Consider the following 17,188-nt stretch of genomic DNA (forward strand, 5'->3'; position numbering starts at 1 on the left):
AGGCGAATCGGCCCGATGCCGTCGGGGCGTGGACCTCGGCGGACGCGCCGTTTCGGCGTCAGCCCTTCGGGGCCTTCACCGGCCGCGTCCAGGCGGACAGCGACACCTGCTTGGCGCGCGCCACCGTCAGCTGTCCGGGCGGGGTGTCCTTGCTGACGGTGCTGCCGCCGCCGATGGTGCCGCCGGCACCGATGGTGACCGGCGCCACCAGCACGCAGTTCGAGCCGATGTGCGCATCGTTGCCGATCACGGTGCGGTGCTTGTTGGCACCGTCGTAGTTGGCGGTGATGCTGCCGGCGCCGTAGTTGACGCGCTCGCCCACCGTGGCGTCGCCCAGGTAGGCCAGGTGGTTGGCCTTGGCGCCGCGCGCCAGCGTGGAGTTCTTCACCTCGACGAAGTTGCCGATGTGCACCTCGGGGCCCAGCTCGGCGCCCGGCCGCAGCCGCGCATACGGCCCCACCAGGGCACCGGCGCCCACGTGGGCACCCTCGATGTGGGTGAACGGGTGGATCACCGCACCGGCGTCGATCACCGCGTCGCGGATCACGCAGTGCGCACCGATGCGCACCTCGTCGCCCAGCGCCACCGTGCCCTCGAAGACGCAGCCGACGTCGATCTCCACGTCCTGGCCCGTGTGCAGCGTGCCGCGCAGGTCGAAGCGGGCGGGGTCGATCAGCCGCACGCCGGCTTCCATCAGCCGGTGGGCCTGCCGCTTCTGGTACCGGCGCTCGAGGTCGGCCAGTTGCACCGGGCTGTTGACGCCCAGCACCTCGGTCTCGTCGGCCACCTGGCTGGCCACCACCGGCACGCCCTGTGCCACGGCCATGGCGACGATGTCGGTCAGGTAGTACTCGCCCTGCACGTTGTCGTTGCGCAGGGCGCCGACCCAGCGCTTGAGCAGCGCCGTGGGCGCCGCCATGATGCCGGTGTAGATCTCCCGCACCTCGCGCTGGGCGGGCGTGGCGTCCTTGTGCTCGACGATGCCGAGCACCGCGCCGTCGCTGCCGCGCAGGATGCGGCCGTAGCCGGTGGGGTCGTCCAGCTCGATCGTCAGCAGTGCCAGCCGCTCGCCGCCGCAGGCGTCCACCAGCGCCTGCGTGGTGCCGGCGGCGATCAAGGGCACGTCGCCGTTGAGGATCAGCGTGGTGCCATCGGCACCCAGGTGCGGCACCACCTGCTGGATGGCGTGGCCGGTGCCGAGTTGCGGCTCCTGGCGCACCGACAGGGCGCCGCTCGGCCGGATAGCCTGCTCCACCTGGTCGGCGCCGTGGCCGGTGATGACGAGGGTGGGATGCCGGCCGAGCTGGGCGGTGGTGTCCAGCACATGCTGCAACAAAGCCCTGCCGGCCAAACGGTGCAACACTTTGGGCAGGCGGGACTTCATGCGGGTGCCTTTGCCCGCGGCCATGATCACGATGTCGAGTGCCATGAGATTGCTGTTTTCTTTGCGCAGGATGGGGTGGTGGGTCGCGGTGCTGCTGCCTCTGCTGACGGGGTGCAGCACCGTGCGGCTGACCTATGGCCAGGGCCCGATGCTCGCCTACTGGTGGCTCGACGGCTATGTCGATTTCACCACCGAGCAGGCCCCGCAGGCCAAGGCGGCGCTGGAGGACTGGTTCGCCTGGCATCGTGCCACCCAGCTCAACGACTACGCGGCGTGGCTGGCCACGGCACAGCGCCTGGCCGTGGACAACATCACGCCGGCCCAGGTCTGCCGCCTGATGGACGAGGGCGAGCGCCATGTCGAGCGGGCGTTCGACCAGGCTGTGCCGTCGATGGCCGAGATCGTGCGTGGCTTCACGCCGGCCCAGCTGCGCCACATCGAGCAGCGCTATGCCAAGGGCAACGACGATTGGGCGCGCGACCACCTGCAGCAGCAGCCCGGCGACCGCCTGGCCGCCGAGACCAAGCGCTGGGTGGAGCGCTCCGAGAACGTCTACGGCTCGATCGACGCCGCCCAGCGCCGCCTGATCGCCACCGGGCTGGCGGCCTCGCCCAGCGATCCGCAGCGCTGGGCCGACGAGCGCCGCCAGCGCCAGCAGGACATCCTGCGGGGCCTGCGCCAACTGCTGGCCGAGCGGGCGGATGCGGCCCAGGTGCAGGCGGCGCTGCGGGCCTTCGCGGTGCAGTTCAGTCAGTCGCCGCGGCTCGAGTACCGCGCCTACCGCCAGCGGCTCAAGGACGCCAACTGCCAGCTGGCGGCCACGCTGCACAACAGCACCACCGCGGCCCAGCGCCAGCGGGCGGTGGACAAGCTGCGCGGCTGGGAGGACGACCTGCGCTCGCTGGCCCGCGATCCGGTCAGCGGCTCAAGGGCACCGTCACCGGGCGCGGGCTGAGCCCCGAGGCAGGAAAGTCGGTCAGCGCGGCGGCGTACATCGGGGCCAGCAGGTCGGCGATGCCACCGTTCAGGCCTTCGTTGCTGGCGCGGGCCTCGTACAGCGGCTTGCCGGTCGCGCGGTCGCGCAGCAGCATCGCCGCCTCTCGCTCGTAGCGGGTGGGTGCATTGTACCAGCCCATGCCCCAGGTGGGGCCGCGCCAGGGGTTGTGGCGCCAGCGGCCGAAGCCGCCGGGCCACCACATCGGGTCGTCCCAGGGCGACGATTCGGTGCGGCTGACGCGTGCGCCCAGTTGCACCAGCACGTCGGGCTCGGCGCCGGCGGCCACGGGCTTGAAGCCGGCGCGCTCGAGCGCCGGTCGCGCCGCGTCTTCCAGCGCCTGCTGCGCCTCGGCCCGGGCCTGCTGCGAGGGCAGGCGCTCGAAGGCGTAGGTGCCCGGTGCGCGCCCCGCCGGCCAGTCGCCGAAGGTGGACACGTCGAAGGTGAGCTGGTTGAACGAGGCACAGCCGCCGAGCGCGGCTGCGGTCGCCACCGCCGTCAGTCCCAGGATCACGAGGCGTCGGGTCATGGCGTCACCTGTCGAGTTGAAGTTGCACCACTGAGGCCGATCCCGAGGCCGATGGCGACGGACCGCAATCGTCGTCCTCGTCGAAGGCCTTGTCGCCGTCGGGGTTGGCCGTGCCGGTGGGCGCGAGCGTGGTGAACGGGAACAGCCGGCGGTCCATCAGGTGCGACAGCGTGACGTGGCCCATCGCATGCAGCATGTTGTCGGTGCGGCCGGGGTATTGCCGCTCCCAGTCGCGCACCATCTGCCGGATCTGCACGCGCTGCAGGTTGTCCTGGCTGCCGCACAGCGTGCACGGGATGATCGGGAACTGGCGGTGCACCGCCCAGCGCTCGAGGTCGGTTTCGGCCACCGCGGCCAGCGGCCGGATCACGGTGTGGCGACCATCGTCGCTGACCAGCTTGGGCGGCATGCCCTTGAGCCGTCCGCCGAAGAACATGTTCATCAGCAGCGTGACCACCATGTCGTCGCGGTGGTGGCCGAGCGCGATCTTGGTGGCGCCCAGTTCGCCGGCCACGCGGTACAGGATGCCGCGCCGCAGCCGCGAGCACAGCGAGCACATGGTGTTGCCCTCGGGCACCAGACGCTTGACGATGGAGTAGGTGTCCTGCGTCTCGATGTGGAAGGGCACGCCCAGGCCGCGCAGGTAGTCGGGCAGCACGTGGTCGGGGAAGCCGGGCTGCTTCTGGTCGAGGTTGACGGCCACGATCTCGAAACGCACCGGCGCGCGCTTCTGCAGCCCGAGCAGGATGTCGAGCAGCGCGTAGCTGTCCTTGCCGCCGGACAGGCACACCATCACCTTGTCGCCGGCCTCGATCATGTTGTAGTCGACGATGGCCTGGCCGACCTGCCGGTGCAGGCGCTTGCTGAGCTTGTTCATCTCGAACGCGAGCCTTCGCGGGTCGCGGTCGAGCGTGGTGGCGGTCGGGTTGGGGGCCAGGCCGGGGGCCAGGTCAGGGGCGTTCATGCGGCGTCCTTCATGCCGAAGACCTCGCAGCCCACGGCGTCGCAATCGGGGTAGACATCGGGCTTCTCGGTGGACACGCGGGCCGCGCGCACCTTGGGGTGGGCGAGCATCAGGCCCAGCACGTCGTCGACCAGCGTCTCCTGCAGGTGGATGTGGCCGCGCGCCACCCGCTCGGCGATGCTGCGGCGGATGAAGTCGTAGTCCAGCACCTCGTGCAGTTCGTCGTGCATCGGCCGCGACTGCGCCAGCGGCACGTACAGATCGACGTTGATGAGCACGCGCTGTTCGCCGCGCTTCTCGAAATCGTGCACGCCGATGTTGATCCACACCTCGTAGTCGCGCAGGAACAGGCGCCTGCAGTCCATCAGGCTGGGGTTGGTGAGCAGGCTGTGCATGGGGTCATGTGTCCTTGGCGAGGAACAGCACGTCGCGCGGCTGCGCCTGCAGGTGCTGGCCGCCGTCGACCAGCAGCGTGGTGCCGGTGATGGCCGGTGATTCGAGCAGGAAGCGCACCGCGCGGGCGATGTCCTCCGGCGTGGACGAGCGCTCGAGCGGGGTGAGCCGGTGTGCGGCGGCGAACTCGTCGGCCGTCATCGGGCCGGACAGCAGCGTGACGCCCGGCGACACCGCGCACACCCGCAGCACGGGTGCCAGCGCCTGGGCGAGCATGGTGCCGGCGGCCTCGAGCGCCGCCTTGGACAGCGTGTACGACAGGTAGTCGGGGTTCGGGTTGGACAGCTTCTGGTCGAGCAGGTTGACCACGCAGCCGGTGGCGCCGCGCTGCACCAGGTGCTCGTGCAGGGCGCGCGCCAGCAGGATGGCCGGTGCGGTGTTGGTGCGCCAGTGGCGGTCCATCGCGGCGACAGTGAAGCCGGCCACGTCGTCGTACTCGAACAGCGAGGCGTTGTTCACCACCGCGTCGAGCCGTCCGCAGCGCAGCAGCACCGACGGCACCAGCGCCTCGCAGGCCAGCGCGTCGGCCAGGTCGGCGACGAACACCTCGGTGCCGGCGCCCAACGCGCGGGCCTCGGCGGTGGTGGCATCGGCCTCGTCGTGCGAATGGCGGCAGTGCAGCGCCAGGTCCCAGCCGTGGGCGGCCAGTTCGAGGGCGATCGAGCGCCCGATGCGGCGCGCGCCGCCGGTGACCAGTGCGAGCGGTCGTTGGGGCTGGGGGTGGGACATGCTTCCTACAATGCCACGATGACCGTGGCCAGCGAACCCGACAGTGTATCGAGCCGACTCGCGGCGCTGGTGCGCGAGGCCATCGCACGCGCCGGCGGCTGGCTGCCCTTCGACCGCTTCATGGCGCTGGCGCTGTACGCGCCCGGGCTGGGCTACTACGCCAACACCAGTGCGAAGTTCGGCACCATGCCCTCATCGGGCAGCGACTTCGTCACCGCGCCCGAGCTGTCGCCCTGGTTCGGCCGCGCCCTGGCGGTGCAGGTGGCGCAGGGGCTGAAGGCCAGCGGCACCGACCGCGTGATCGAGTTCGGCGCCGGCTCGGGCGCGCTGGCGGCGCAATTGCTCGACGCCCTGGGCGACGCCGTGGCCGGCTACGACATCGTCGATCTTTCCGGCACGCTGCGCGCCCGCCAGCAGGAGCGACTGGCCCGTTTCGGCGCCCGCGTGCGCTGGCTCGACGCGCTGCCGGAATCGATCGAGGGCGTGGTGGTCGGCAACGAGGTGCTCGACGCGATGCCGGTGCAGTTGCTGCACTTCGACGGCACCACCTGGTTCGAGCGCGGCGTGGTGGCCGATGGTCAGGCCTTCGGCTGGCACGACCGGCCCACCGACCTGCGCCCGCCGACCGACGGCCCTTTCGTGCCGGGCACGGTGACCGAGCTGCATGCCCAGGCCACGGCGTGGACCGCCACGCTGGCCAGCCGGTTGGGCCGTGGCCTGGTGGTGCTCGTCGACTACGGCTTTCCCGAGGCCGAGTACTACCTGCCCCAGCGCCATGGCGGCACGCTGATGTGCCACCGCGCCCACCGCGCCGACCCCGATCCACTGGCCGACCTGGGCCTGAAGGACATCACGGCGCACGTCGACTTCACCGCCGTGGCGCTGGCCGCCCAGGAGGCCGGTGCCGAGGTCGTCGGCTACACCTCGCAGGCCCGCTTCCTGATCAACTGCGGCCTGCCGGCGATGCTGGAGTCGGCCTCGATCGCCGAGCGCAGCATGGCGCAGAAACTCATCCTCGAGCACGAGATGGGGGAGTTGTTCAAGGTGATTGCCTTCTCGCGCGGGTGCGCCATCGACCCGGTGGGCTTCAGCGCCGGCGACCGAACGCACCGACTGTGAGCCCCGTGTGAGCACCCCTTGCGCTGGCTGATCGTCTTCCTGCTGGCCTTCGTCGTCTTCAACGGGCTGCACGCGTGGCTGCGCCGCTTCGGCCTGGGCCGCCTGCCGGGCGACTTCAGCGTGCACTGGCGTGGCCGCGAGATCCACGTGCCGCTGGGCTCGAGCGTGGTGCTCAGCGTGCTGGCGATGCTGGTCGGCCTGCTGGTCTGACCGCTTGCAACGAGCTCAGCCGTCGATGCGCCATTCGTGGGCGCACTGCCGGCAGCTCACAGCGGTGGAGTCTTCGGTCGCTGGTTCACCGACCAGGGTGAGCCTGCCGTAGGTGCCGCAGGCGGGGCAGTCGGCCTGGTTGGCCACGTGCTCGGCATGGCTCAGCAGATACAGGTAGCGCCGCAGCGCCCACAGGCCCACGCCGATGTAGGCCGTGACCACCAGCACATCGGAGACGCGCTCCTGCCAACTGGTGAACTGCATCGCCATTTCCACCGCCACCAGCAGGCCGATGGTGCACAGGAAAGCCAGGGTCAGGTGGGCGTGGCTCTGCAGCAGTTCGCGCTCGTACCACTTGCGAAACCCGTGCCGGCGGATGCCCTTGGCCAATTGCATGGGGCCGATGCTGTCACAACCCCGGGGCCGGGTGTCATGTCCGAGCGGGACAAAGGGATTCGATGGCCCGGCAGCGCGCCTCGCGCACACGCTCACCGATCTTCGGCCCGCTCAGGCCCTGGGCGATGGCCGATTCGGCCACCTGGGCGGTGTCGATCGCCAGGGCCGCCTGCAGCGCCGCCCACAGGCGGGGCCGCTGCGGGTAATCGGCGTGCTCGTGGCCGAGCCGGCCGCGCGCGTCGCATTCGCAGGCCAGCAGCAACTGGGCAAAGCGCTCGGGACGGCGCCAGGCATCGCAGCGGTCGAGCAGGCGGCCGACGGCGGCTGCGCCGAGCTCGGCACTGCGGTGGATGTTGCCGTGCTCGCGGGCGGTGACATCGGCCAGCTCGCGGCAGTCGGTGGGCACGCGCCAGCGGTCGCTCACCTGTCGTGCCAGCACGGCGCTGCGGGCCTCGTGCGCGATGTGCCGGGGCCATTCCGACGGCGGCGTCGTGCCCTTGCCGAGGTCGTGGCACAGGGCCGCATAGCGCACCGGCAACGGCGCCTGCTGTTGCGCGCACTGCCGCAGCACCATCAGCAGGTGCACGCCGGTGTCCACCTCAGGGTGATAGTCGGCGCGCTGTGGCACGCCCCACAGGCGGTCGACCTCGGGCAGCAGCCGGGCCAGCGCGCCACAGTCGCGCAGCACCTCGAGCATGCGGTCGGGTCTGGCCTCCATCAGCCCGCGGGACAGTTCCTGCCACACCCGCTCGGGCACCAGCGCGTCCACCTCGCCATCGTCGACCATGCGACGCATCAGCGCGGCGGTCTCGGGGGCCACCGAGAAATCATGGAAGCGCGCCGCGAAGCGGGCCAACCGCAGCAGGCGCACCGGGTCTTCGACGAAGGCCTCGGACACATGGCGCAGCACCCGCGCGCGCAAGTCAGCGCGGCCGTCGAAGGGGTCGACGAGTGTGCCGCTGTCGGGGTCCTCGGCGATGGCGTTGATGGTGAGGTCGCGGCGCGCCAGATCCTCCTCCAGCGTCACGTCGGGGGCGGCCTGGAACACGAAGCCGTGGTAGCCGCGGCCCGACTTGCGCTCGGTGCGCGCCAGCGCATGCTCTTCGCGCGTGTCGGGGTGCAAGAACACCGGAAAGTCGCGCCCGACCGGCGTGTAGCCCGCCGCCACCATGGCTTCGGGCGAACTGCCCACCACCACCCAGTCGCGGTCGCCTGCCGGCAGGCCGAGCAGGCGGTCGCGCACCGCGCCGCCGACCACCCAGGCCTTCATCGGCGCCGGCTGGCGAAGTGGCTGGCCAGCAGGCCCAGGGGGGCGGGGTCGATGCCGAGATCCTGCAGCGTCATGGCACGGCCACTGGCCACGCTGGGCACGCGCATCGACAGCAGGTTGTCGCGCGACATCGGTGCCTCGCCGGGCAGGCACGACATCAGCGTGGCCTGCAGCATGCCCAGGGCCTCGGGCAGGCCCAGCACCGGCCGCTCGCAGCCGGCCATGCGGCCGACGGCGTGGATGATCTCGGACAGCGTCATCACCTGCGGCCCGGCGCAATCGACCACCTGGCCGGCGAGCTCGGGGCGCTCCAGGCAGGCGATCACCGCCGCCGCCACGTCGCCCACCCACACCGGCTGGAAGCGCGCGTCGGCGCCGGCCAGCGGCATCACCGGAAAGACGCGCTGCAGCGACGCGAACAGGTTGGTGAAGCGATCCTCGACACCGAAGATCACCGAGGGCCGCAACACCGTGACGGCCAGGCCGCTGTCGCGCCAGGCGGCCTCGCCCGCGGCCTTGCTGCGCAGGTAGGCCGACGGCGCGTCGGGCGCAACGGCCAGGGCGCTGATGTGCACCACCCTTGGCACCCCGGCGTCGCGGCAGGCACGGGCCAGCGTGCGCGGCAGGGCGACGTGCACCCGCTCGAACGCGGCGGCATCGCCATGCAGGATGGCCACCAGGTGCACCAGCGCATCGGCGCCGGCGAGCAGCGGGCCGAGTGCGGAGGGGTCGTGCAGGTTGCAGGCCACCAGGTCGACATTGGGCAGCAGTTGCACCGGGCTGCCTGCGGCCACATGCCGCGTCGGCACGACGAGGCGGGCTTCGGGCCAGCGCGCCGCGGCGCGGGCCAGCACGGTGCGGCCGACGAATCCCGTGCCCCCGGTGACGACGATGCGTTTGGGTGTCATGGCAGCTCGGTGTTGCTGGGGGGCGCGCCCACATCGCGCGGCCCGATGGTGGTGCCCAGGCGCGCCTTCAGCGAACCGGGCTGGCCGCCGAGCAGCGCGCTGTAGACGGCGGTGTTGGACAGCACCTTCTTGACGTAGTCGCGCGTCTCGTTGAATGGCACGTTCTCGGCCCACGCGGCGGCCTCGACCGGCGCCCCTTCGCGCCAGCGCCGGGGCCGGCCCGGGCCGGCGTTGTAGGCGGCGGCGGCCAGGGCCTGCGAGCCGCCGAGGTCGTCCTGCACCAGCTTCAGGTAGGTCGTGCCCAGGCGCAGGTTGGTCACCGGGTCGTACACCGAATCGGGCCGCGGCAGATCGACCCCGGCGCGCTTGGCCACCCAGCGCGCGGTGGCTGGCATCAGCTGCATCAGCCCGGAGGCACCGACGTGCGACCGCAGCAACGGCATGAAACGGGTTTCCTGGCGGATCAGGCCGAAGACATAGGCCGGCTCCAGCCCGGCGGCACGGGCCGCCTGATTGATCTCGGCAGCGAATGGCGTGGGGTAGCGCGTGGCCACATCCACCTCGAGCTTGCTGCGCTCGCTGGTGTTGATGCACAACTGCCAGTCCGACACCTCGCAGGCCAGGCGGGCGGCACTGATCAGTTCGCGGTCACTCATGCCCCGCAGGGTGAAGTTCCATTCGCGCCGCGCTTCGTCGCGCAAGCCCAGGTTGGCCAGGTGAAGTGCACGGGACAGGCCCGGCGTCTGGCGTGCGGCGTCGCGCTCGGTCGGGTTGGGCGTGGCGGCGGGCGGCGGCAGCACCAGCGGCTGCCCCAGGTCTTCGGCCGCCAGCTGGTTGTAGAAGCCCAGCGGGCCGGCGATGGACTCGAGCGCGCGCCTGGCCTCGGCGCGCTGGTCGTCGCCGGCGGGGCCGTCCTTGGCCAGTGCCCGCAGCGCGCGTGCCCGCCAGTAGACCCAGGTCGGGTCGGCCTGCTGGAGCGCGCTCATCGCCTGGGTGTGGCGCAGCACGAGCGGCCAGCGGTCCGACGGCCGCGTCACGCGCAGCGCAGCGCGCGCGCCCCAGGCCAGGGTGTCGTCGCTCCAGCCCGGCTGATGGGCCTCACCGGTCGGCAGCAGCGACCAGGCGCGGTGGTAGTGGCTGGCGGCGTCCGGCGACAGTTTCATCGCCGCCTGCCGTCCCACGGCGGCCCAGCCCCAGGCGGCCATGGCCGCCGGCAGCGCGCTGCGGCCGCGGGCGTCGAGCTCGGATGCCGCGGCATCGACATCGCTGGCCGCAAGCCGCATCAGCGCCAGCAACCTCAGTTCCTGCCGGGCTCGGCTGCCCGATTCGGCGGTGCGGTGCACGAAGCGTGCGGGCTGGTCCAAGGCCTCGGCGGCGTCCTTGGCCTGGGCGATGCCCAACAGGCCGATCGCCTGTCGGGCCGCACCGGGCCGGTTGGCCTCGACCGCGAATCGCGCCTTGCGCCACACATCATCGACCGTGAAGCGCTTGGCGTCGAACAGCGCGGTGGCCAACATGTTGCAACCGTCGTCGGCCTCGCGCTGAGCCCACCAGGCGGCACGCGCGGGTTCGAGCACGTCTCGCCCGGCCAGGTGCTCGGTGAGCAACCACCAGCAGCTCACCTCGCGGTCGTCGTTCATGCGGAAGCGCGGGTAGTCGCGCGCCAGGTTGCCGAAGTCGCGTCGCTTGCCGAGTTCGAGCAGCCAATCGTTGCGCAGGCGGTCTTCGACGTAGCTGCCGGGCCAGCGGGTGTAGAAGGACTCGACCTCCTCGACCTGAACCTCGGAGAGCCGGCTGGTCAGATCCCAATAGTCGACCCACGGTGCCAGGGGGTGGCGGGCTGCTTGCGCCGTGGCGCGGGCAGCGGCCAGGCGCGACCGGTCTCGCCGGCGTGCGGCCTCCCGGGCATCGAGGATGGTGGCGTCGGCAGCAGCCACCGCGGGCGCCGTCGGCACCTGGGCCGTCAGCGGTATCGGCGCCACAGCCAGGCCCAGGGCCAGACCGATGCCGGACAGGGTGACGCGCGCAATCGGGAAGGTGGGTCCAGGCATCTCGGGGGCGGTGCCGTGAGATCGGCACGAAACCACTTTAACGCAGGGACCCTGTCCTTCGTTGTCAGCGGGTCGCCCGGTCCGCCCTCTCGGGGCCTCCGTGGTCTGGCGGGCGATGAGGCGCCGCCCTGCGGCCGGGCCGGGTCTGCATCACGCGCGCGACGTGCGATAGGGTTCCTCGAAGTCGAGGAAGTCGCGCTCGGCCAACGCGTCACCCACCCAGGCGGCCACGCCGTCGCTGGCCCAGACACTGTCCACGTAGGCCTTCACCGCCGCCGACAACGGCAGGCCGTAGGTGCGCAGGCGACCGACCACGGGGGCATAGAAGGCGTCGGCGATGGAGAAGGCGCCGAACAGGAAGGGGCCACCGCTCGAGGTCAGGGCCTCGGTCCACATCGAGATGAGTCGCGCCAGGTCAGCCCGCACGCCCGGCTGCTCGGCCAGCACCTTGGCGCCGATCTCGGGCAGGGAGGCCTCGATGTTCTGAGGGCAGTGGCTGCGCAGCGCGCCGAAGCCCGAGTGCATCTCGGCGCACAGGCTGCGCGCGCGGGCACGGGCGGCGCGGTCGGCCGGCCACAGGCCCCTGTCGGGAAACCGCTCGGCCAGGTACTCGGCGATGGCCAAGGTGTCCCACACCACCAGGTCACCATCGACCAGCACCGGCACCTTGGCGGTGGGCGACACCTTGCCGACGACCTGCTTGAAGCGCGACTGCGCATCGAAGCTGTCGAAGCGGACCATCACCTCCTCGAAGGGCAGGCCGAATTGGCGCATCAGCACCCAGGGGCGCATGGACCAGGACGAGTAGTTCTTGTTGCCGATGTAGAGCTGCATGGGTGGGTTCGGTGGGTGCGTGGTCAAGCCATGGTAGCCAGGTGGCCGCGAGGCGGGGCGGCGGCGTTTGCATCACTGCGATGCGCCGGGCGCATGCACCGGGGCCAGGCCCCCGGCCACGGCCCCTTGCGCCAGGGCCAGGCGCGTGGCGCTGGCTTCCTCCCGCACCCAGTCGATGAAGGCCCGCAGTTCGGGTCGCAGGCGCGCGCCGGGCATGGGCACCAGCCAGTAGCAGGCCTCGTTGGCGATGCGGCCGACCGGGCCGAACGGTTCGACCAGTTCGCCGCGCGCCAGCGGCTCCTGCACCAGTGGCAGTCGGGCCAGTGCGATGCCCTGTCCGGCCAGTGCCCCCTGCACCTGCTGGTGGGTGTAGTTGAGGTAGACCCAGCGCTTGGGTTCCAGGGTGGCCAGGCCCTGCACCTGCAGCCAGCGTCGCCAGCTCAGCAGCCAGGCACTGGCGCGCTGGCTGTCTTCTTCGAACAGCGCGTGCCCGGCCAGATCGGCGGGAAGCGACAGGCCGGGGCCGTTGGACACCAGCCAGGGGCTGGCCACCGGGCTGACCACCTCGCCGAACAGCCGCTCGGCGCCGGCCGGGGCACGGGCCGGCGTGTCGTAGCGCAGCAGCACGTCGACCTCCGGTTCGTCGAGATCGAGCAGCGTGTCGTTGGCCGAGATGCGGATGTCGATGTCCGGGTGCCGCTGCTGGAAGCCGGCCAGGCGCGGCATCAGCCACAGGGTGGTGAACGAGGCGAAGGTGGACACGTTCACGCGCCGCCGGCCGCCGGCCGTGCGCAGCTGCCGCACCGTGTGGTCGAGGCGTTCGAGCGCCGGCCCCACCGTCTGCAGCAGCTGCGATCCGGCCGCGGTGAGCTCGACCTTGCGGGTGCCGCGGTGGAACAGCGTGGCGCCCAGTTCGGTCTCGAGCGCCTTGATCTGCCGGCTGACGGCCGACTGCGTGAGGAACAGGTCGTCAGCCGCCGCGCTGAAAGACAGCCGGCGCGACACCGCGTCGAAGGCGCGCAGGTTGTCCAGTGAGAGGGGGCGGTGGGACGATCTATTCATGTTGAATGTTCATCAATGGACGGGCGCGACTTCATTGGACCAAAGACGGCGCCCTGCGGATCATCTGCCCTTCGGAGAAAGACCGAAGCCGACCCGATCCACAGACCTTGGAGTGAATGATCATGATGCATGAATCGACCGCCCGCCAGACCCTCGCCTCGGTGCCGCGCAGCCTGCGCCTGGACAGCGTGCTGACGATCGTGGCGTCGCGCGCCGGTTGGCTCACGGTGGGCTCCGGCCGGGTGTGGCTCACCGCCCAGGGTGGCGGCCCTGATCTGGTGCTCGAGGCCGGCGAGCGCCTGTGGCTGCCGCGTGGCAGCCGGTGGCTGGCCGAGGTCTGGCGGTCCGGCGAGCCAGTGCACCTGGCCTGGACGCAGTCGGCGCCGGCCGTGGTCGGTCAGCCGCGCCGAGGCGAGGCCCGGGCCTGGCGCCTGGCCGCCGCCGCCTTGGCCTGGGGGGCTGGGTGCTTGGCATTGGCCGCCCGCAGCGCCGAAGCCATGGCCAGGCGCGCCCAGGGCTGCATCAGCGCGGGTGATTCCATGGCGTCGTCGGGCACGCTCCAGTAGGCCAACACGGTGCGCCGCCCGTTCCGGGTGGCGTACCCGAACGGCTCGCTGCCCGCCTGTTCGAATGCCGGGCGAGCCTGCTCGTCGGCCTTCAGGTACAGCCTTTCCTCGATGATCAAGGCCACGAACAGGTCATCGATGTAGAGCCCGTGGCCGCCGAACATGCGCCTCGCACGCGGCCGTCCCTGCGCGGCCAGCAGGTCCATGCAATGGGCGACGAACTCGGCGCTCGAGGACATGCGGGGCAGTGTAGGGCGGCCCGTCCGGCCCGCCGCAATCGGGCCGCACAGGCCGCACAATGGCGCCCATGAGTTCGCCGACCTACCGCTTCAGCTTCGAGCCCTCCCGCGACAAGGCCTTGCTGCGTCGCCAGTTGCAGGCCGAACGGCAATCCATGGTCGACCGCCATCAGCGGGCGGTGCACCTGCAGGAGGTGCTGCGGGTGTGGCTGGTGTCGCGCTTCGAGCGCAGCATCGGCGCCTACTGGCCGATCAAGGGTGAGTTCGATGCGCTCCCGGCGCTGTACCGATGGAGCGAGGCCGAGGACGACCGTCGCATCGGCTTGCCGGTGATCAACCGGGAAACCAAGCAATTGCGCTTCCACGTCTGGTACCCGGGCTGCCCGATGGAGGAAGACGCATTCGGCATCCCGAAACCCAAGGACACCGAGTCCTTCGAACCCGACCTGTTGCTGGTGCCCTGCGTGGGCCATGGCCCACGGGGCACGCGACTGGGCTACGGCGGCGGCTTCTACGACCGCACCTTGGCCGCGCTCACGCCGCGGCCCGTCACGGTGGGCGTGGGCTACGCGCACGGTTTCATCCCGTGGCTCGAGGCCGAGCCGCACGACGTGCCGCTGGACGCGATCCTTACCGAAGACGGCGTCGCCTGGGAACGGTCGGACTGACGCGGCTGCGAGCCATCGCCCGCGTGGCGCAGTCGTGAAAAGGCCGCCCGAGGGCGGCCTTTCCTGCGTCTTCATGGGCTGGGCAGCCTCTTGGCTGCCTTTGCGGATACCGGATCAGAAGCGCTTGCCGACGCCCACCGACAGCAGCACCGGGTCGACCTTGAACTTGCCGACCGAGTTGCCGAAGGAGTAGACGGTGGTGCCGATCTGCACCTTCTTGGCGTCGAGGTTGATCAGCCAGCCGCCGCCGACCGGCACGTCCACACCCACCTGCACCGCCAGGCCGAAGCTGTTGTGCTTCAGGCCGGGGCTGAGGGCGGCCGCCACGCCAGGCGTGAAGCGCACCGCGCTGATGTTGGTGTAGTTGACACCGGCGCCCACGTACGGGCGGAAACCACCCAGGCCGGTGAAGTGGTACTGCGCCAGCAGCGTCGGCGGCAGGTGCTTGAACGAGCCGATCTCGCCGCCGTTGGAGTACACGCGCTGCTTCTGCGGATAGGTCAGCACCAGTTCGGCGGCGAAGTTGGGCGAGAAGAAGTAGCTGAAGTCGACTTCGAGGAAGGTCTTGTCGTTGATCGTCAGACCGAGCGGCGTGCTGTCCTTGTTCGCCGAGTCGAGGTTCGTGGCGCGCGCGCGCACCAGGAAGTTGCCCGTGTCCTGGGCCTGGACGGCGACGGGGAAGGCCGCTGCGGCGGCGAGGGCGATGAGCCAGCACTTGTTGTTCATGGAAATCACTCCTGGGTTGAATGAAATGCGGCCTTTGCGAGGCACAAACTCATTAGGCAGGAGCTACACCATGTTGGCGTTGGGGTGAATCAACGCCGCAAGAGGATCAACCCTTCTCTCGACTGACGTTTGATGTGACGCAGACAAATTGGATGCGCTGGCGCAACAACCACCTTGTCAGGCCGCAGCGATCAGCGCGCCGGGGATGTGGTGGTTCTGGCCGCCCCGCTCGGCGATCTTGAGGGCGCCCACCTGGTTGCCCAGCGCCACGCAGCGCTCGAGCGACCAGCCTTTGGACAGACCATGCAGCAAGGCGCCGCGGAAGGCGTCTCCGCAGCCGGTGGGGTCGACCACCGCACTGGCCGTGACGCCGGGCACCTGGGTGCGCTGTCCCTGCTGCCAGACCTCACAGCCTTCGGCACCCAGCGTGACGATGACGCCCTTGAGCTGCGGTTCGCGAGACAGCGCCTCGATGGTGGTGCCCATGCGGTCGCACAACATCCGGCCCTCGTAGTCGTTCACGGCCACCCAGGTGGCCTGGGCCGTGAAGCCGCGCAGATCGTCGCCATCGAACATCGGCAGGCCCTGGCCCGGGTCGAAGACAAACGGGATGCCCGCTGCCGACAGTTGCGCGGCATGCGACAGCATCGCGTCGCGGCCGTCCGGGGCGATGATCGCCAACTGGATGTCGGGCCGATTGGCCGGCACCGGCGTGACATGCGCCTGCTGCATCGCACCCGGGTGGAACGCGGTGATCTGGTTGTTGTCCTGGTCGGTGATGATGATGGCCTGGGCGGTGTAGGTGTCGGTGGAGCGGCGCACCAGCGAGGTGTCCAGGCCCCAGGCCTCGAGACGCTGCAGGTACTCCCCGCCGTCGTTGCCCAGCGCGGCCATCACCAATGGCTGGCCGCCCAGCAGGTGCAGCGTGTACGCGATGTTGCCGGCGCACCCGCCGAACTCGCGCCGCAGCGTGGGCACGAGGAAGGACACGTTCAGGATGTGCACCTGCTCGGGCAGGATCTGCTGCGCGAACCGGCCCGGGAAGTCGGTGATGGTGTCGAAGGCGAGTGAGCCGCAGATGAGGACGGACATGGCAGCGGTCGGCCGGCGAGGGCCGACGGTTCAGGGGTAGAAGAGTTCGACCGTGTACCCGGCGATGCGGCGATCGCCGGTGGACAACAGGGCCTGCAGCGGCAACTCGGCCCCTGCCTCGATGGAGGGGGAGTTCAGACCGAAGTCGGCCGCCTGCAGCACCCGGCGCGAGATCAGCTTGCCCTGCGCGTCGGACAGCGTGAGATCGAGCGCCGGCGCCAGCACGGCGGTGTCCGCGCGGTTGCGCAGTGTGACGGACAAGCGGTGCAGCGGCGATCCCTCGATGCGGGTCAGGCCGCTCGCATCCACCGACAGCCGGTCGATGCGGCGTGGCGCGGCCAGCCGACACCCCACGCCGTCGCACAGGGTCTGCAGCGCTGGCTGCAGGGCCGGTACGTGGGCTGCCAGCGTGTCGCGCCAGGCCACCGCCGACTGCACCACGGCCGCCAGGCTCAGCAGCACTGCGGCGGTCACGAGGCCGCCGACCACGGCCGGGCGACGCCAGACAGTCGCCCCCGAGTCCTCGGTTTGCAGGAACGACGGGGTGGGGCCTGGCCGGTCGGTCTCGTCGGCATCGATCTGCACCGGCGAGGCATCGGGTGGTGCGGCATGGGGCGTCCCGAGTGTCTCGCCGACCGACACGACCACGGCCGGCTGGTCATCGCTCGGCGGCGGGAATTCGTGCGGCTCGGCCCGTGGCGATTCCACCGAAAGCGGCGGCATGTCCACGTCGAAGGCCGGCTCCTGGCGGAAATCGTCTGGCGCGGGCGCCATGTCCAGGATCGAATCCCTCACTGGAACGTCGTCCCGCGAGGAGGGCGTCAGGGACGGCGGCATCGGCGCCATCGGCAGGTGCGCCTGAGTCGGCAGCGGGGCCTCGTGGGCCGCGACCACGCCCATGGCAGCAAGCGACGAGCGGTCGTGACCGACGGGTTCTGGCGCTGTCGGTGCAGCGGTGGGGCCGAGTTGCCGCTGCAGGCCCTGTTGTCCACCG

Annotated in this window: 19 protein-coding genes and 1 pseudogene; 5 read left to right on the top strand and 15 right to left on the bottom strand. The window is 70.9% G+C overall.

Annotation, left to right across the window (positions count from 1 at the left end; all coding sequences use genetic code 11):
- Positions 1-58: 58 nt before the first annotated feature.
- Positions 59-1,429 (bottom strand): bifunctional UDP-N-acetylglucosamine diphosphorylase/glucosamine-1-phosphate N-acetyltransferase GlmU, encoded by a 1,371-nt coding sequence (gene glmU / locus EOINJALH_RS17715; RefSeq protein ID WP_088282497.1) that lies wholly within the window; start codon positions 1,427-1,429, stop codon positions 59-61.
- Between glmU and EOINJALH_RS17720 the strand changes: the two genes are divergently transcribed.
- Positions 1,428-2,339, top strand: a complete 912-nt coding sequence (locus EOINJALH_RS17720; protein WP_144290075.1) for a DUF6279 family lipoprotein — start codon at positions 1,428-1,430, stop codon at positions 2,337-2,339. The two genes, glmU and EOINJALH_RS17720, sit on opposite strands and share 2 nt — an antisense overlap.
- Here the strand turns inward: EOINJALH_RS17720 and EOINJALH_RS17725 are convergent.
- Genes EOINJALH_RS17725 through EOINJALH_RS17740 form a run of 4 tightly spaced genes read right to left on the bottom strand, consistent with a single transcriptional unit; the run spans position 2,302 to position 5,053 of the window.
- A complete protein-coding gene (locus EOINJALH_RS17725) occupies positions 2,302-2,907 on the bottom strand; it encodes a DUF4136 domain-containing protein (protein WP_088282447.1) in 606 nt (201 codons plus the stop codon). The two genes, EOINJALH_RS17720 and EOINJALH_RS17725, sit on opposite strands and share 38 nt — an antisense overlap.
- A 4-nt stretch (positions 2,908-2,911) precedes the next feature.
- Positions 2,912-3,871 (bottom strand): tRNA 2-thiocytidine(32) synthetase TtcA, encoded by a 960-nt coding sequence (ttcA, locus tag EOINJALH_RS17730; protein ID WP_088282449.1) that lies wholly within the window; start codon positions 3,869-3,871, stop codon positions 2,912-2,914.
- On the bottom strand, positions 3,868-4,266 hold the full coding sequence (locus tag EOINJALH_RS17735) for a dihydroneopterin aldolase (RefSeq protein ID WP_088282451.1): 399 nt from the start codon (positions 4,264-4,266) through the stop codon (positions 3,868-3,870). Before EOINJALH_RS17735 ends, ttcA begins: the two co-directional genes overlap by 4 nt.
- Positions 4,267-4,270: 4 nt before the next feature.
- Positions 4,271-5,053, bottom strand: a complete 783-nt coding sequence (locus tag EOINJALH_RS17740) for an SDR family oxidoreductase (protein WP_088282453.1) — start codon at positions 5,051-5,053, stop codon at positions 4,271-4,273.
- Between the two features lie 18 nt (positions 5,054-5,071).
- Between EOINJALH_RS17740 and EOINJALH_RS17745 the strand changes: the two genes are divergently transcribed.
- Positions 5,072-6,172 (top strand): class I SAM-dependent methyltransferase, encoded by a 1,101-nt coding sequence (locus EOINJALH_RS17745; RefSeq protein WP_088282499.1) that lies wholly within the window; start codon positions 5,072-5,074, stop codon positions 6,170-6,172.
- Positions 6,173-6,190: 18 nt separating this feature from the next.
- Complete coding sequence (locus tag EOINJALH_RS17750; RefSeq protein WP_088282455.1) at positions 6,191-6,382, top strand: DUF2905 domain-containing protein; 192 nt, start codon at positions 6,191-6,193, stop codon at positions 6,380-6,382.
- 15 nt (positions 6,383-6,397) lie between these two features.
- Here EOINJALH_RS17750 and EOINJALH_RS17755 read toward each other — a convergent pair whose 3' ends face one another.
- The 6 genes from EOINJALH_RS17755 to EOINJALH_RS17780 all read right to left on the bottom strand — a co-directional run bounded on the left by EOINJALH_RS17755 (position 6,398) and on the right by EOINJALH_RS17780 (position 12,903).
- On the bottom strand, positions 6,398-6,778 hold the full coding sequence (locus EOINJALH_RS17755) for a hypothetical protein (protein ID WP_088282457.1): 381 nt from the start codon (positions 6,776-6,778) through the stop codon (positions 6,398-6,400).
- 34 nt (positions 6,779-6,812) lie between these two features.
- A complete protein-coding gene (locus EOINJALH_RS17760) occupies positions 6,813-8,048 on the bottom strand; it encodes a multifunctional CCA addition/repair protein (protein WP_088282459.1) in 1,236 nt (411 codons plus the stop codon).
- Positions 8,045-8,956: a complex I NDUFA9 subunit family protein gene (locus EOINJALH_RS17765; protein WP_088282461.1), complete on the bottom strand. Its 912-nt coding sequence runs from the start codon at positions 8,954-8,956 to the stop codon at positions 8,045-8,047. Before EOINJALH_RS17765 ends, EOINJALH_RS17760 begins: the two co-directional genes overlap by 4 nt.
- Positions 8,953-11,007, bottom strand: coding sequence for a lytic transglycosylase domain-containing protein (locus EOINJALH_RS17770; protein WP_088282463.1), 2,055 nt, complete (start codon positions 11,005-11,007; stop codon positions 8,953-8,955). Before EOINJALH_RS17770 ends, EOINJALH_RS17765 begins: the two co-directional genes overlap by 4 nt.
- A 150-nt stretch (positions 11,008-11,157) precedes the next feature.
- The gene (locus EOINJALH_RS17775; RefSeq protein WP_088282465.1) at positions 11,158-11,841 is read right to left on the bottom strand and encodes a glutathione S-transferase family protein; all 684 of its coding nucleotides are present in this window, start codon (positions 11,839-11,841) and stop codon (positions 11,158-11,160) included.
- Between the two features lie 72 nt (positions 11,842-11,913).
- The gene (locus EOINJALH_RS17780) at positions 11,914-12,903 is read right to left on the bottom strand and encodes a LysR substrate-binding domain-containing protein (protein WP_088282467.1); all 990 of its coding nucleotides are present in this window, start codon (positions 12,901-12,903) and stop codon (positions 11,914-11,916) included.
- Positions 12,904-13,028: 125 nt separating this feature from the next.
- Between EOINJALH_RS17780 and EOINJALH_RS33515 the strand changes: the two are divergent.
- Positions 13,029-13,235: pseudogene (locus EOINJALH_RS33515) on the top strand (DUF2917 domain-containing protein); the annotation flags it as partial.
- Positions 13,236-13,300: 65 nt separating this feature from the next.
- On the opposite strand, the gene EOINJALH_RS17790 reads toward EOINJALH_RS33515, so the two are convergent.
- Positions 13,301-13,708, bottom strand: coding sequence for a TfoX/Sxy family protein (locus EOINJALH_RS17790; RefSeq protein ID WP_088282471.1), 408 nt, complete (start codon positions 13,706-13,708; stop codon positions 13,301-13,303).
- A 68-nt stretch (positions 13,709-13,776) separates the two neighbouring features.
- Here EOINJALH_RS17790 and EOINJALH_RS17795 point away from each other — a divergent pair, with 68 nt between their 5' ends.
- Positions 13,777-14,376 (top strand): 5-formyltetrahydrofolate cyclo-ligase, encoded by a 600-nt coding sequence (locus tag EOINJALH_RS17795; protein WP_088282473.1) that lies wholly within the window; start codon positions 13,777-13,779, stop codon positions 14,374-14,376.
- A gap of 114 nt (positions 14,377-14,490) precedes the next feature.
- Here EOINJALH_RS17795 and EOINJALH_RS17800 read toward each other — a convergent pair whose 3' ends face one another.
- The 3 genes from EOINJALH_RS17800 to EOINJALH_RS17810 all read right to left on the bottom strand — a co-directional run.
- Positions 14,491-15,102 carry an OmpW family protein gene (locus EOINJALH_RS17800; protein WP_088282475.1) on the bottom strand — a complete coding sequence of 204 codons (612 nt, stop codon included), beginning with the start codon at positions 15,100-15,102 and terminating at the stop codon, positions 14,491-14,493.
- A 177-nt stretch (positions 15,103-15,279) separates the two neighbouring features.
- Positions 15,280-16,194, bottom strand: a complete 915-nt coding sequence (locus EOINJALH_RS17805; protein WP_088282477.1) for a carbohydrate kinase family protein — start codon at positions 16,192-16,194, stop codon at positions 15,280-15,282.
- Positions 16,195-16,224: 30 nt separating this feature from the next.
- The coding region (locus tag EOINJALH_RS17810) for a DUF3426 domain-containing protein (RefSeq protein ID WP_234413904.1) at positions 16,225-17,188 on the bottom strand (964 nt) is incomplete at its 5' end.

This window comes from Ideonella sp. A 288, from assembly GCF_002198735.1.
Taxonomy (GTDB): Bacteria; Pseudomonadota; Gammaproteobacteria; order Burkholderiales; family Burkholderiaceae_C; genus Pseudaquabacterium.